The following is a 13,950-nucleotide window of genomic DNA, read 5'->3' as shown; positions in this document are numbered from 1 at the left end:
AGCCCCTCACCTGTCCTGATGCCCGCGGTGGGACCGAAGTTGTGCCGAAGCCCGGCGTCCGGGGGAGTGGACGCCGGGCTGTTTGATGAACGTGGTCAGAGGATGTTGAGTGCGATGGTGCCTCGCGCGAGTCCGCGGGTGGAGACGCGGTCGTTGCCGGCGAGGGTGTCGACGGTGAGGTGGTCGGTGGGTTCTGCGTTCTTCAGCTGTACGTCGGCGCGCAGTCCGGACACCCGCACGTCGCCGCGAGAGCCGGAGACGTGGATGCGGTCCCGGCCGGGAGTGCCGGTCACGGTCACCGCGTCGACAGCCGCGTCGCCGCCCTTGGTGTTCAGCTGCCCGCCGAGATCGACGGAGACCTTCTGGACGTCGGTACCGCGCAGATCGCCGACGGTGACGGTGTCGGCGCCGCCGAGAGCGTTGAGCGTGAGCCGCTCGACGTTGTCGGTGTCCATCACGATGTTGCCGACGTCCCGGGTGAACCGCATCCTCGAACCGTTGGCAGCGGCAACGAACTTCTCCGCGGCGGCCGCACCGTTGAACACCATCGTGTCCTGGTCGCGGCCACCCTCGACGACGTCGCTGCCGTCGCCCGGATCCCAGGTGAACGTGTCGCGACCACTGCCGAGCTGTGCCGTGTCGGCGCCGCGGTTGCCGTCCACGCTGTCGTTGCCGGCGCCGGTGCGGATCAGTTCGTTGCCGCTGCCACCGAACACGGTGTCGTTGCCGTTCCCGGTGTCGATGATCGTGGCCGGCTGCACCTCGGCGCCGTAGTCGATCCGGACGACGTCGTTGCCGCCCCGGCTGGTGATGTGGATCTGGCCGAAATCGGCCCGCTTGACGACGCGCTTCGCCGTACCGTCGCCGAGGTCGACCTCGACCACGGAGGTGTCGGCGGCCGGCACGGTGAGCGTGATGTTGTCCGCACGGTTCGTGCCGGTGACGATCAGCTGGCCGGTGTCGATCACGACGCTGCCGGCCGGCGCCGCGGACGCCGTACCGGCAAGGCTCACGGCGATGCCGGCGCTGACAGCTGCCACGGCGAGCCCGCGCCGAACACGCTTTGCCACAGTACTCATGATGATTTCTCCCCTGTTGTTCACGGCCGTCTCGAGTCGACTCGCCGGAATGTATGGGCCCTACACGGGCACCGACGCCGGACGGTTCAGGCTGAACCGAATTCGTTCGGTGCTCGTATGCACGGCACACAAGGGGAAATCAGGAGATCGTGGGGGAGGCCAACGAACTGTTCACAGACCGGCGATGTAGTGCGAGGTGATCGCCGCCCACGCCGCCCCCGTTCGGTCGCGGCGTGGGCGGCCGGCCGGGCCGAGCTTGTCCCAGCCAGTCTGTTCGAGCCGTACGACGGTGCCGTCGCCGCGCGGGCTGAAGGTGATCTCGACCTCGGTGGCCTCGCTGCGGTCGAAGAACAGGTGCCACAGGAACCGCAACCGCCCGGGCGGGTCCCAGTCGAGGACCTCGCCCCACAGGTGCTCCGCGCCGTCCGGACCCGTCTCGACGATGCGTCCACCGATCAGCGGCTCGAACGTGATCGCGGCCGGATCGCCGCTGACGGTATGACCGCTCGGCCACCAACTCGCACACTTGCGTGTCCACACGTCGAAGGCGTGCGGGACCGACGCGTCCACCTCGAACTCGACCACCAGGGGCTCGATCACCGCTCCTCCGAGGTGTTCTCGGCGACGATCCGGAACCGGGTCGCAGCCGATCCCCACACCTCCGCGAAGTACGCGCGGACCGCGTCCACGCCCTCCTCGCGGAGCTGGTAGACCCGGCGATTCCCGTCGGGTACGTCGCTGACCAGCCCGGCGTCCTTCAGCAGCCGCAGGTGCCGGGACACGGCCGGCCGGCTGATCGGCAGCTGCTCGGCGATCTGCCGGACCGACAGCGCGCCGCTGCCGAGGATCTCGACGATCGCCCGCCGGTTCGCGTCCCCCAACGCGTCGAACGCCGGCCCGGCCGCACGCTCCTCCACTGAACACACTCCCCAGCTCGGTAACCTGAGTGTTACGGTAACCGAAAGTGGACCAAGAGGGGGAGTCATGGGTGCGAATGGTTCAGGGACAGCGGCGGACCCGTGGGTGCTGACCACCCCGCCCGGCAGTTCGCAGTACCAGGTGTATCGCGACGAGACCGCGCTCGTGTGCCAGGTCGGTACGACGAAGCTCAGCTACGACGTGCGCTGTATCGACGATCTGCACGCGATGCTGAAGGCGCACGGTGACTGGATGCCGCTCGGCAACGCCGACGAGCAGAAGCCGGCCGCACCGGGCACGGTCGAGGCCTGGGCGCGGTCCGAGGACAACCCGGTCGGCGGCTGGTACGGCCTCCGCAAGGGCTACCGCGGCCGCTTCGCCAACTACGTCCCGCCGGTCCTGGAGGTGCTCGGCCTGGTCGAGCTCGAACACAACCCCCGCAACAACCGCGTCCGCGCGCTCTAGCCGGCGACGAGGTCCGTGGTGACCTCGTCGAGCGAGTGGACGACTGCGTCGGCCAGCGCGAGGGCGTCGTCCTGCGGCGGATAGTTCGCGTTCGGTACGGCGATGACCCGCAGGTGGGCCGCGGACGCCGAGCGCAGTCCGTTGCTGGAGTCCTCGATGGCGACGACCTCGGACGCGCCGAGCCGCCGTACCACCTCGTTGTAGACCGCGGGGGAGGGCTTGCCGGCGCCGACCTCCTCGGTGGAGATCGTGACGCGGAAGTGCTCGGTCAGCTGCGCGGCGTCGAGCACGGCGTCGATCAGTCGCCGGGGTGACGACGACGCCAGCCCGAGCGGCCAGCGACTCGCCAGCCGCTGCACCGCCTCGACCGCACCCGGCAGCAACGGCAGCTGCGACCGGTAGCGGGCAACCATGCCGTCGATCACCCTGGCCGCCACCTCCTCGGCCGACCCCGGTACGCCGACCACGTCGGTCAGGTACGCCGACCACTCCGGCGTGCTCATGCCCTGCAAGGCCTCCGTGGCATCCGCCGGCCAGTCCCGGCCGGCGGATGCCACGACGCCTCGTCGCACCTCGTCCCACAGCGGTTCGGAGTCGATCAGCACCCCGTCGAGATCGAAGACCACCGCATCAGTCATAACCTGATTTCTACGCGGGTCCCGCCCGGTTCGCCAGGATGACGCACCCGCAGTACGCCGGACGTCGCGTCGTACTCGTGGTCGGTGTTGACCGACGCCGGCTCGGACGGGACTCGGAGCGCGGTGACGACCTGCACGCCGCGAGGTGCTTCGCAGCTGAACGTGATGGTGCCTTGGTCGCAGGCCCAGTCCACGACGCGGCCGGCGGAGGCGAGCAGCGTCTGTTCGTCGTACGAGAGGTCGCGGAGCCAGGTCAGTTGCCCCGGGCCCAGTTCCCGCCGCTCGACGAGGCGCAGCCCGGGGTCGAGCAGGTCGAGATAGTTGCCTTCGACAACGTGAGTCCCGTCGAGTACGGCGCCGATGAGGTACGGACCGCGCTGCACCGACAACCAGTTGGTCGACTGCCAGGTGTGACCACCTGCCTCGGCCAGCTCGCGGATCGCCGCGACCAGCTCGGCGGCACGTTCGGGGGACTCGGTGAACTCGGCCGGGCGGACCGGCAGGAACCGGACCCGCCCCTTCCCGATCGTCTGGATGCCGTCGCGGCCCGCACCGAGCGCCTCGGCCAGGTGGTCGGCGCAGGTGTCGTAGCGGCCGGTCCACCACGAGCGGATCGCGTGGTACGGATCGGCGCCGTCGCCGACGTACAGCAGGCTGCCGCCGCGGTTGACCCACCCGGCCAGCGCGTAGTGGATGCTCGGTGCCAGCGGTTTCTGGAACTCGTAGCTGAGGACGAGTACGTCGACATCGTCCAGCGCGTCCGGAGTGTCGATCACGTTCTCCAGCTGCACCGGCGCGACCCGCTGCCCGTCGAACAGCGGCGGCAGCGCGAGACCGTAGAAGTCCGAGAAGTGCAGCTGCTCCCGGCCTTCCAGCGCCAGCGCGTCCTGCAGACCGTCGTAGTGCCCGCTCTCGCCGCCGGGGGACCAGCGCTGGAACATCGCGGTGTCCGACAGCGCGATCCCGATCCGCGGGCCCTCCTGATCCCATTGCACGTCCGGCTGATCCAGATCGCGCAGGCTGTTCATCGCGATCAGGTAGCTGGTCGCGGTGTCCGGCGGGATCAGCTCCCGCTCGTCGGTTCCCTCCCGCAGGTACGGGCGGTTGAAGATCCGGTTCGGCCACGGCGCCACCTCGTACCGCGACACGCCCGGGTGCAGTAGCGACGCGATCAGGGTGCGCTGGTAGTTGGCGAGGTAGTCCTCCCAGGTGCGGTCCGGGTGGTCCTCGATCGGGTCGTGCAGGAACCACATTCGCCGGTCGGTGCCGCGGGTCAGGTCCTGCGCGATGCCGTACTCCAGGTACGCCGTCTCGAACGTGCGCTCGGCGACCACACCGGCGTACACGTTGGGTGTCCGGGAGGTTCCGGTCCACACCTGTGCGATCGCGCCGTCGATCGAGGGGAGCGTCCGCAGACGGGATTCGGGGCTGATGATCTGCCACTGGGTGTAGTTGAGCAGGCTGTGGGTGGGGACGTAGAAGCGCACTTCACGACCCTGTTGGAGCGCTTCGTCACGCAGTACGGAGGTGACTCGGTCGAGGCTGCGGGAGAGCAGGTGCTGCTTGAGCTGCCCGGCGCGGAAGTGCGCCTCGGGGCTGCTGTGCGGGGCCTGCCACGGCTCCTTGAAGAACCCCTGCCACTCGCGCTTGAACGACTCCGAGTAGCCGGCCCGCGCCCAGAACTCCGGCTCCTCGAGGTGGATGCCCTCGACGCCGAGCTCGATGATCGGACGGAGCTTCTGGACCAGGTACTCCGTGAAGCTGAACGTCGGGACCATGTACGGGATGTCGGTGCTCTGACCGTGCAGGATCGGCTTGCCGTCACCCGTGGTCTGGGCGTCGGCCCAGTGGTCGGAGCCGTCCCACCTCCCGTCCAGATAGTCCTGGTAGGTGCCCCAGGAGATGCCTGTCATCAGGTGGACGCGGTACCCGGCCTCCCGCCACCGGGCGATGCGCTGCGCTGTGGTGTCGTTGAGGCCGTAGACCATGACGAAATCGGTGCGCAGGTCGATCGATTCGTCGTACGGCGCTTGCTCCTGAAAGCCGGTCGCTTCACGGTGCTTGTCCGTCATGCCTCAACCCTTTCGCGCCCGGCGCGCCGGGCGCCAGGGTGCTGTCAGGAACCGGACAACAGCTGTGAGACTTTCTTGACCGGACCTGTCGGATCCGGGGTACGCCGTTCGTAGCAGGGGTGAGAGGCGGCCGGACAGCGGCCGCGGGACAAGGAGCGCTCAGATGACGCAGTACCTGATCTCGTTCGAAGACGGCGCGATGGACATCACCGAGGAGGAGCTGCCCCAGGTCGCCGACGACGCGCACGCGGTTGTGCAGGAGGCGAAGGACGCCGGGGTGCTCGTCTTCACCGGCGGGCTGGACTACCGCCAGAAGCACGCCCTGGTCGACACCGACGGGATGATCACCGACGGGCCCTACCCGGAGAGCAAGGAGCTGATCGGCGGCCTGTTCGTCGTCGACGTCCCGACCTTCGACGACGCCCTGAAGTGGGCCGCGAAGGTCGCGGTCGCCTGCCACTGCGCCCAGGACGTCCGCGAGTTCTTCCCGTTCCGCCGTACCGATATCTAGTTGAGCAGGTCGGCGGCCTGGAGTTGCTGCCAGATCTCGGACTGGTCGACGACGGTGACGCCGAGCTTCTCGGCCTTGGTGAGTTTGGCGGCGCCGACGTCGGCGCCGGTGATGAGGAGGTCGGTGCTGGCCGAGACCGACGAGGCGATGGTCGCGCCGGCCTTCTCGCAGAGCCGCTGGAACGCCGGCCGCGCGACCTTCTCGCCGGAACGCGGGTCGCTGATCGAGCCGGTCACGACCACGGTCTTGCCCGCCAGCGGTGCACCGGCCGCGACGACCGGCGGCAAGTCTTCCTCGCGTACGTCGAGCGACACGCCCGCCTCCCGCAGGCGCTCGAGCTCCGGGCGCAGCCGGGTCAGGTGCTCGATCAGCGAGGCGGCCACCTTCGGGCCGATGTCGTCGACCGCGACGAGGCCTTCCTCACCGGCGTCGGCGACGGCTTCGAGCGAGCCGAAGCCCGCGCGGCACAGCCGGGCCGCGGTGCCCTCGGAGGCCATCGGGATCGCCAGGCCGATCATGGCGCGGCGGAGGCCGACCTGACGGCTGGTGTTGATCGACTCGATCATCCGGGCCGCCGACACCTCGCCGATCCGGTCGAACTCGAGCAGCCGCTCGGCGGTCAGGTGGTAGAAGTCCGACGGGTTCTCGAGGATCCCGGCCTCGGCCAGCCGCTCGATCCAGACCCCGCCGATTGCGTCGATATCCGCTGCGGCTCGGGACGCCCAATGGATCAGCCGCCGGACGGTCTGGGCCGGGCAGGAGACGTTGGTGCAGAACAGCTCGCGGCTGTTTCCCTGCTCGGTCAGCGGGAATCCGCAGGACGGGCAGACGACCGGCGGCACGATGTCCTGCTCGTCGCCGGTGCGCTTGGACGCGTCGAGTACGCCGGCCACGAACGGGATCACGTCACCGGCCCGCCGGACGAGGACCGTGTCGCCGATCTTGATGTCGCGAGCCCGGATCACCTCCTGGTTGGCGAGGGTGGCGCGGGTGACCGTCGTACCGCCGACGAAGACCGGCTCCAGCCAGGCGACCGGGGCGATCTTGCCGGTCTTGCCGACGTCCCAGACCACGTCGGCCAGCACGGTCGTCTTCTCCTCGGCGGCGAACTTGAACGCCAGCGCGCCGCGGGGTGAGCTCGATCGGGTGCCCGCGGCGGCGAACGCGTCGCGATCGGCCAACCGCAGTACGGCGCCGTCGAGGTCGTAGTCGAGGTCGTTGCGTCGCTGCTCGATCGAGGTGATCACTGCCTGCGCCGCGGCGGCGTCGTCGCAGTGCTGCATGTCGGCGACGGTGAAGCCCATCGTGGTGAGCGCACGCTCGAGGTCGGTGTCGGCGCTGTCGGTGAGCAGGTCGAAGGCGAGGAACTGCAGACGCCGCTCGGCGACCGTGGCCGGGTCCTTGGCGCGCAGGGTGCCGGCGGCGGCGTTGCGCGGGTTGATCAGCGGCTTGTCGGGGTGGGCGACGTTGTACGCCGCGAACGTGGAGCGCAGCATGACCGCTTCACCGCGGACCTCGACCCGGTCCTGCACGTCGAGCTTGGCCGGGACTCCGTCCGTGAGCGCCCGCACGAGCGGTGTGACGTCGTCGCCGGTCGTCCCGTCGCCGCGGGTGACCGCGCGAGCCAGGCGGCCGTTCTCGTACACGAGCGCGAGCGACAGACCGTCCAGCTTCGGCATCACGACAACCGACTGGCCCGGGAACCGGCTGAAGAACGCCTCGACCTGCTCGGGCCGGGTCGCCTTCTCCAACGACAACATCGGCCGCGAATGCCGGACCGGCGCATGCAACACCGCCGGCGCACCCACCTGCTCCAACGGATTCGGATCCGGCGCCAACTCGGGATTGGCCTCGATCAACGACCGCAGTTCATCCTCAACCGCGTCATACTCCGCATCAGCCACCGTCGGCGAGCCCCGATAGTAGGCATCCCGCAACACGACGATCTGATCAGCCAGTTCCCGAATCCGCTCCCCAACATCCACCCCAGGACCCTACCGGCACCCCCCGACAAACCGCCGAACCTCCCACTCGCCGAGTCGTGGCAACCGGCTCAGACCACTCCCGCCGAGTCGTGAAAACTGGCTCACAAAATCCGCCCCAATCCACGACTCGACATTCGGGGTCGGAACCATTCGCCATGGCTCGGCGAGGTTGTGGATCACGCGGGCCGACGGGCGTGCGCCGCCCTGGATGATCGGACTTGGGGAGGATCCTGCACCGATTCGGGCGCAAGATCCTCCCCAACCACGACTGCCCGCGGCGCGGAGGCGGACCGCCACCACTCAGCTACCCCCGCCACTGGCACCCAAGCCACGCGCCACACGCCTGCGGCCACGGGCCTGCGTGCGGTTGATGAGTGACTCACGTCCGGACCACACCCACGGCACGAGCTCCAGCCGTCGGGCCGGGCCGGCGGTTCCTGGCCGCTCTCCAGAAGGAACTCCGGGCCGCGCCGACTCCGCGCAGGCAACCTCCGGTACGCCACCGAAGCCAGCCACCACTCTGAATCTCGCTTCTTTTCTTGATCTTTCCTTTTGAGGGCTTCTGAATAACCCTCTCTCTTTTCTGTCTTCGTTGTTTCTTGTTTTTCGTCAGCGGGTGAGGGCTGTGCGGAGTTGGCGGCGGGAGGTGATGCCTAGTTTGGAGAAGGTTTTGCGGAGGTGCCACTCGACGGTGCGGGGGCTGATGAAGAGTTGGGCGGCGATCTCGGGGTTGGTCATGCCGTCGCGGGCCAGGCCGGCGATCTGGGCCTCCTGGGCGGTGAGGTCGTTGAGGGTGTCGGGGCGGCGCTTGCGGACCGTCTCGCCGGTGGCGAGCAGTTCGTGGCGGGCGCGCTCGGCGAAGGCTTCCAGACCCATCTGGTCCAGCTGCTCGTGGGCGATCCGGAGGTGTTCGCGGGCGTCGACGCGGCGGCCTTCGCGGCGGAGCCATTCGCCGTACTGGAGGTGGGAGCGGGCGAGCTCGATGCGGAGGTTCGTCCGGCCAAGGTGCTCGATCGACTTCACGTACCCGCTCTCGTCGGAGCTGAGCAGGCCTCGGACGCGCGCCTCGATACCGCGTCCCCAGTCTGTCGGGGTGGCGGTCGTGCGTTCGGTCAGCCAGGCGAGGGTGCTCTCGACGAGCTTGGTGTCGCCCGTCCTCGACGCGGCCTCGGCCAGCTCGCTCGAGGCGAGTACGCCGTACCCGAGGACGTCCTGCTCGAAGACCTGCAGGGCCGCGTCCTTGGCGACGTCGTACCGGCCGAGGCCGTTGTGCAGAACGGCATTCGTGTACGTCGCGAACGCGGCGATCCGGCCCTGGCTCTGATCGGTCGCGCGCTGGATGGCTGTCTCGATCAGCGTGCGCGCTGTCGACTCGTTCCCGCGGTACGCCTCCAGGAACAGCCGGCCCATCCCGACACTGGCGTTGCCGGTCGCCGCGGCGATGGCGGCATCCTCCTCGACCAGGCGGGACACGGTCTCCAGGTCGCCGGTCGCACACAGCATGTTGGCCCGGAAGTTGAGCGCGAACTGCAGCTGTACGAGCGCTCCGGTCGCCCGCGCGGTCCGCTCCTGCCGGGTCGCGAGCGCGAGCGCGGTCTCGTAGTCCCAGACCTCGACCGCGACGATGCCGATGCCGCGGTTGCCGGTGAGCCAGAACCAGTCGCCGACGTCGTCCGAGCCGACCTCGGTCGCGCGAGCCCGGTCGAGGGCCGCGACGAGATGTGGCGCGGCCGCCGGGTAGCCGCGCGTGTAGCGCAGCGCGAGAGCCTCGAGCAGAACGTCGATCGGCGAGTCGGAGGACGCAGGTACGGGCGGCGTCTCGGCCGCCGCGTAGGCGACGATGCCCGGCGCACTCGGGCCGCTCGCCCAGATGGCGGCCGACATCGCTTCGAGGTAGGCCACCCGGGCGCGATCGGGATCGAGCAGCTCGAGCTGCTTGGCCGCCGCAAGCAACCCGCCGGCGGCCTCGCGCGGCCGGCCCTGGTCGAAGGCGATCTCGCCGCGCAGGTGCTCGACCTCGGCCGTCCGGAGCGGGTCCGGGGGACCGGCAGTCACCGCGCGGAGCAGCTCCAGAGCCGAATCCAGTGCGCCGGAGCTGCGCTTCGCCACGGCCGCGGCCAGCGTCCGCTGGGCTCTGCGGCCCGGGTCCGGCGTCAGCTCGGCGGAGCGTTGGAGGAACGCCGCGGCCGAGTAGAAACCGCCACGACCCCGCGCACGGTTCGCGGACTGTTCCAGCTCGGCCGCGACGTCCTCGTCGGGCCGCACGGTTGCCTGCGCGCGATGCCACGCGCGGCGGTCCGGGTCGATCTCCGGATCAGTGACATCGGCGAGGGCCCGGTGCGCAGCCTGCCGGTCCTGCGCCGTCGCCGTCCGGTACGCCGCCGACCGCACCAGCGGATGCCGGAACGCGACCTGCTGCCCGAACGTGATCAGACCGGCCTCGATGGCAGCCGCGGCCGGGTCGGCGCCCAGACCGAGCCGCTCGACGGCACGCCACAGCAGGGTCGCGTCACCGAGCGGCTCGGCCGCCGCGACAAGCAGCAGCAGCCGGGTGTCGGCCGGCAGCGCCTCGACCCGTCGTACGAAGCTGTCCTCGATCTGGCTCGCGAGCGTCGTACTGCGGAGGCCGTCGGCGAGCTCGGCCGCGGTCCAGGTGCGGGGGAGTTCGAGCAGGGCGAGCGGGTTGCCGCGGGTCTCGGCGACGATCCGGTCGCGGACCCGCGGGTCGACCGGGCCCGGCAGCACCGAATCCAGCAACGCGCGGGCGTCGGCGTCGTCGAGGCCGCGGATCTCGAGTTCGTTGAACCCGGTCAGCTCGTGGTCGACGCCGTCGCGGACCGCGAACACCATCACGACCGACTCCGCCTCGAGCCGCCGGGCGACGAAGGCGAGGATCCGCGCGGACATCAGATCGAGCCACTGGGCGTCGTCGACGACGCACAGCACCGGCTGGTCGGAGGCCGCGTCGGAGAGCAGGTTCAGCACGGCGAGGCCGATCAGGAACCGGTCCGGCGCCGGCCCGTCCTGCTGACCGAACGCGATCCCCAGCGCCTCGTGCTGCGGCGGCGCGAGCCGGTCCATCCGGCCGAGGAACGGGCGGCAGAGCTGATAGAGCCCCGCGTAGGCCAGCTCCATCTCGGACTCGATGCCGACGATGCGCGCGACCATGCAGCTCTTGACGCCGGCCGTCAGCGCGTCGAGCAGCGCCGATTTGCCGGTGCCGGCCTCGCCACGGAGTACGACGGCTTCGCTGCGTCCCTGGCGCGCGGCCTCGAGCATCCCGCCCAGTACGGCGAGCTCGTGCTGCCGCCCCCGCAATTCACGCTCCGCCACCCGATCAGGCTTTCACCGGGCTCACCCCGAAAGCAAGATTCAACAGACTGTTGACGCGTGATCGACGGTGTCCTACCGTTTCGCGCAACGGAATACCGCTTCCGGGATGCGGTATTCCCTGTGATTCCTTGTCGAGATGGAGTCCGCGACATGCGACCAGAGGACCAGCGTTACCCGATCCGCTCACTGGTGCTGTACGGCACCCAGCACATCCTGACCATGTACGGCGGTGTGATCGCGCCGCCGCTGATCGTCGGCGGCGCCGCGGGACTGCCGCCCGCCGATCTCGGTCTGCTCGTCACCGCGGGACTGTTCCTCAGCGGCGTCGCCACGCTGCTGCAGACGCTGGGCATCGGGCCGTTCGGCGCCCGGCTCCCGATCGTGCAGGGGATCTCGTTCGCGAGCGTCTCGACGATGGTCGCGATCGCGTCCGACGGCGGCGTCCGGGCGGTCTTCGGATCGATCCTGGTTGCCGGCGCGATCGGGCTGGTGCTGTCGACGTTCTTCGCGCAACTGGTCCGGCTGTTCCCGCCGGTGGTGACCGGCTCGATCATCACGGTGATCGGGCTGTCGCTGCTGCCGGTCGCGTTCACCTGGGCGATGGGCGGCGCCGGGTCGCCCCACCTCGGTTCGCCCGGCAACATCGGTCTGGCCGGGTTGACGCTGTTGATCATTCTGCTGATCAGCAGGCTGTTCCAGGGTGCGTTGTCCCGGCTCTCGATCCTGCTCGGCATCGTTGCCGGCACCGTGATCGCCACCGCGGCCGGGATGGCGCACTTCGGGAACGTCGGCCACGGACCGGTCGTCGCCCTGCCGCCGGTGCTGCACTTCGGTCTGCCGACGTTCCAGCCGGCCGCGATCATCTCGATGACGATCGTGATCGCGGTGATCATGACCGAGACGACCGCCGACATCCTCGCGATCGGCCAGATCGTCGGTACGCCGGTCGACGCCCGCCGGGTCGCCAACGGGTTGCGCGCGGACATGCTGTCGACCACGGTCGCGCCGCTGTTCAGCACGTTCCCCTGCAGCGCGTTCGCGCAGAACGTCGGACTGGTCGCGCTCACCGGCATCAAGAGCCGGTACGTCGTCGCCACCGGTGGCGGCATCCTCGTGCTGCTCGGGCTGCTCCCGATCGTCGGCCGGTTCGTGGCCGCCGTACCGGCGCCGGTGCTCGGCGGGGCCGGGATCGTGCTGTTCGGCACGGTCGCGGCGAGCGGGATCCGGACCTTGTCGACGGTTGCCTACGACAACAACCTGAACCTGGTCGTGGTGGCGACCGCGCTGGCCTTCGGGGTGATCCCGATCGCCGCGCCGACGTTCTGGGACGCGTTCCCGTCGTGGGTCGGCATCATCATGCACTCGGGGATCAGCGCGGCCGCGCTGGTGGCCGTCGTACTGAACCTGTTCTTCAACGAACTGCCGGTACTGCGCCGCGACCGGCCGTCGGTCATCGCCGCGGCACCGGAGCAGGGCGTGCTGTGAGCGTCAGTTCCGGTTGGTGATCTGCTGGAGTGCCCAGGAGTTGCCGTCCGGGTCGCTGAAGAACACGAAGCGGCCCCAGGGGAACGCCTGGACCTCGGAGACCTCCACGCCGCGCCCGGTCAGCTCGGCCCGCGCCGCGTCCACATCGGCCACCACGATCTGCAAGCCCCGAACGGATCCCGGCTCGGCCTGGTCCATCCCACTCCCGAGCGCGATCGAACACGCCGACCCCGGCGGCGTCAGCTGCACGAACCGCAACTCGTCGCTGACCTGATGGTCGTGGTCGGCAACGAACCCGACCTGCTCGGTGTAGAACGCCTTCGCCCGATCCACATCCGAAACCGGCACCGAAACCAACTCAAGCTTCCAATCCATGCCCGGCAACCTACCGCTCAGCCTTCCTGCCGGAGAAGTAGTTGCTTGAGTGCGTCGGCGATCGACGCCGTCTGCTGTTCGCTGAGCGGTTCGAGGAACTCCCGGTTGGTGACGATCAGCTTCTCCAGCGCCTGCCGGCCGACTTTGCTGCCTTGCCGGGTGAGCTGGACGAGCACCCCGCGCCGGTCGTCGGGGTCGGGCGCACGGCGGATGAGGCCGGCCCGTTCGAGGCGGTCGAGCCGCGACGTCATCGCGCCCGTCGTGATCATGGCGAACCGTGCCAGATCGCTGGGTTTGCAGCCGTGCGGGTCGCTCACCCGGCGCAGCGTGTTCAGTACGTCGAAGTCGGCGATGCTCAGGTCGAACGGCTGCAGCAGGCCGGCGACGACCCGCTGGTAGTACTCCGCGACCAGCACGAGCCGCCCGGTGACCTCGAGCGAACTCGAGTCCAGCTTCGGGTCCCGTTGGCGCCACGCCTGCATGATCCGGTCGACGGAGTCGTTCTCCACAGCCCGGAGTTTAGCTTGACACCAAGCTACAGCGAAGTAGCCTGGCATCAAGTTACTTGATGCCAAGCTATTCACTCGAGGAGGCGACCATGCTCGCCGGCTACATAGCGGTCACCGTGGTGGCTGCCATCGCCTACGCGTCCGCCGCAGTCATGAACTTCACCCACAACCGCTCGGTCATCGCGACCGCGGAGCGGCTGCACGTTCCGGTGTCGTGGCAGGTTCCACTGGGCGTGCTGCTCGCCGCGGGCTCGCTCGGCCTACTGGCCGGCTTCGCCGTACCCGCCCTGGGCACGGCCGCTTCCTGCGGCCTCGTCCTGTACTTCACTGCCGCCGCCGGAGCCCATCTCCGAGCCCACGACACCAGCCTCACCGCCTGGCTCAACTGGGCCGCCTTCTTCACCCTCGCCATAGCCGCCCTCGCAGTAGGCCTGGCCGACCACGGTCCCCTGTGAGAACACAACCGAGTGGTCGCAGTGCCGGCGGCAGTTCGGCGAAGGGGAAGAGCTCGTCGAGACCGTCATCGCGACGCCTCGTGAGGCTGACCTGCTGAAGGCGACCCAGTCACTCCCGATGCTCC

At 69.4% G+C, this 13,950-nt stretch carries 13 protein-coding genes; 4 read left to right on the top strand and 9 right to left on the bottom strand.

The window, feature by feature from the left end; all coding sequences use genetic code 11:
- Nucleotides 1-95: 95 nt before the first annotated feature.
- From ABT313_RS42335 to ABT313_RS42325, 3 genes are all read right to left on the bottom strand, one after another.
- A complete protein-coding gene (locus ABT313_RS42335) occupies nucleotides 96-1,079 on the bottom strand; it encodes a calcium-binding protein (RefSeq protein ID WP_350866366.1) in 984 nt (327 codons plus the stop codon).
- Nucleotides 1,080-1,250: 171 nt separating this feature from the next.
- On the bottom strand, nucleotides 1,251-1,679 hold the full coding sequence (locus ABT313_RS42330; RefSeq protein ID WP_350866364.1) for an SRPBCC domain-containing protein: 429 nt from the start codon (nucleotides 1,677-1,679) through the stop codon (nucleotides 1,251-1,253).
- Entirely contained in the window at nucleotides 1,676-1,996 is a 321-nt protein-coding gene (locus ABT313_RS42325; RefSeq protein WP_350866362.1) for an ArsR/SmtB family transcription factor, read from the bottom strand. The genes ABT313_RS42330 and ABT313_RS42325 overlap by 4 nt, the downstream gene beginning before the upstream one ends.
- A gap of 67 nt (nucleotides 1,997-2,063) precedes the next feature.
- Between ABT313_RS42325 and ABT313_RS42320 the strand changes: the two genes are divergently transcribed.
- Nucleotides 2,064-2,462, top strand: a complete 399-nt coding sequence (locus ABT313_RS42320; protein ID WP_350866360.1) for a DUF6855 family protein — start codon at nucleotides 2,064-2,066, stop codon at nucleotides 2,460-2,462.
- Here the strand turns inward: ABT313_RS42320 and ABT313_RS42315 are convergent.
- Nucleotides 2,459-3,100, bottom strand: a complete 642-nt coding sequence (locus tag ABT313_RS42315; protein ID WP_350866358.1) for an HAD family hydrolase — start codon at nucleotides 3,098-3,100, stop codon at nucleotides 2,459-2,461. The genes ABT313_RS42320 and ABT313_RS42315 overlap by 4 nt on opposite strands.
- Nucleotides 3,097-5,172: a hypothetical protein gene (locus tag ABT313_RS42310; RefSeq protein ID WP_350866356.1), complete on the bottom strand. Its 2,076-nt coding sequence runs from the start codon at nucleotides 5,170-5,172 to the stop codon at nucleotides 3,097-3,099. Before ABT313_RS42310 ends, ABT313_RS42315 begins: the two co-directional genes overlap by 4 nt.
- A gap of 163 nt (nucleotides 5,173-5,335) precedes the next feature.
- On the opposite strand from ABT313_RS42310, the gene ABT313_RS42305 reads away from it, so the two are divergent.
- Entirely contained in the window at nucleotides 5,336-5,683 is a 348-nt protein-coding gene (locus tag ABT313_RS42305; RefSeq protein ID WP_350866354.1) for a YciI family protein, read from the top strand.
- Here the strand turns inward: ABT313_RS42305 and ligA are convergent.
- The gene (gene ligA, locus ABT313_RS42300) at nucleotides 5,680-7,668 is read right to left on the bottom strand and encodes an NAD-dependent DNA ligase LigA (RefSeq protein ID WP_350866352.1); all 1,989 of its coding nucleotides are present in this window, start codon (nucleotides 7,666-7,668) and stop codon (nucleotides 5,680-5,682) included. The genes ABT313_RS42305 and ligA overlap by 4 nt on opposite strands.
- Before the next feature lie 609 nt (nucleotides 7,669-8,277).
- On the bottom strand, nucleotides 8,278-11,001 hold the full coding sequence (locus ABT313_RS42295; RefSeq protein ID WP_350866350.1) for a helix-turn-helix transcriptional regulator: 2,724 nt from the start codon (nucleotides 10,999-11,001) through the stop codon (nucleotides 8,278-8,280).
- 150 nt (nucleotides 11,002-11,151) lie between these two features.
- Here ABT313_RS42295 and ABT313_RS42290 point away from each other — a divergent pair, with 150 nt between their 5' ends.
- On the top strand, nucleotides 11,152-12,486 hold the full coding sequence (locus tag ABT313_RS42290; RefSeq protein ID WP_350866348.1) for a nucleobase:cation symporter-2 family protein: 1,335 nt from the start codon (nucleotides 11,152-11,154) through the stop codon (nucleotides 12,484-12,486).
- Between the two features lie 3 nt (nucleotides 12,487-12,489).
- Here the strand turns inward: ABT313_RS42290 and ABT313_RS42285 are convergent, their stop codons facing one another.
- Nucleotides 12,490-12,861, bottom strand: a complete 372-nt coding sequence (locus tag ABT313_RS42285; protein ID WP_350866346.1) for a glyoxalase superfamily protein — start codon at nucleotides 12,859-12,861, stop codon at nucleotides 12,490-12,492.
- A gap of 17 nt (nucleotides 12,862-12,878) precedes the next feature.
- Complete coding sequence (locus tag ABT313_RS42280; protein ID WP_350866344.1) at nucleotides 12,879-13,370, bottom strand: MarR family winged helix-turn-helix transcriptional regulator; 492 nt, start codon at nucleotides 13,368-13,370, stop codon at nucleotides 12,879-12,881.
- A gap of 59 nt (nucleotides 13,371-13,429) precedes the next feature.
- Here ABT313_RS42280 and ABT313_RS42275 point away from each other — a divergent pair, with 59 nt between their 5' ends.
- The gene (locus ABT313_RS42275) at nucleotides 13,430-13,825 is read left to right on the top strand and encodes a DoxX family protein (RefSeq protein WP_350866342.1); all 396 of its coding nucleotides are present in this window, start codon (nucleotides 13,430-13,432) and stop codon (nucleotides 13,823-13,825) included.
- Nucleotides 13,826-13,950 lie beyond the last annotated feature (125 nt).

The sequence above is a fragment of the Kribbella sp. NPDC000426 genome (genome assembly GCF_040300265.1).
Classification (GTDB): Bacteria; Actinomycetota; Actinomycetes; order Propionibacteriales; family Kribbellaceae; genus Kribbella.
This window is presented reverse-complemented; position numbering and strand designations above follow the sequence as displayed.

Coding starts and splice junctions, on each gene's coding strand:
- ABT313_RS42305 (WP_350866354.1), top strand. CDS start 5,336: ATGACGCAGTACCTGATCTCGTTCGAAGACGGCGCGATGGACATCACC.
- ABT313_RS42315 (WP_350866358.1), bottom strand. CDS start 3,100: ATGACTGATGCGGTGGTCTTCGATCTCGACGGGGTGCTGATCGACTCC.
- ABT313_RS42335 (WP_350866366.1), bottom strand. CDS start 1,079: ATGAGTACTGTGGCAAAGCGTGTTCGGCGCGGGCTCGCCGTGGCAGCT.
- ABT313_RS42320 (WP_350866360.1), top strand. CDS start 2,064: ATGGGTGCGAATGGTTCAGGGACAGCGGCGGACCCGTGGGTGCTGACC.
- ABT313_RS42310 (WP_350866356.1), bottom strand. CDS start 5,172: ATGACGGACAAGCACCGTGAAGCGACCGGCTTTCAGGAGCAAGCGCCG.
- ABT313_RS42285 (WP_350866346.1), bottom strand. CDS start 12,861: ATGGATTGGAAGCTTGAGTTGGTTTCGGTGCCGGTTTCGGATGTGGAT.
- ABT313_RS42290 (WP_350866348.1), top strand. CDS start 11,152: ATGCGACCAGAGGACCAGCGTTACCCGATCCGCTCACTGGTGCTGTAC.
- ABT313_RS42275 (WP_350866342.1), top strand. CDS start 13,430: ATGCCAAGCTATTCACTCGAGGAGGCGACCATGCTCGCCGGCTACATA.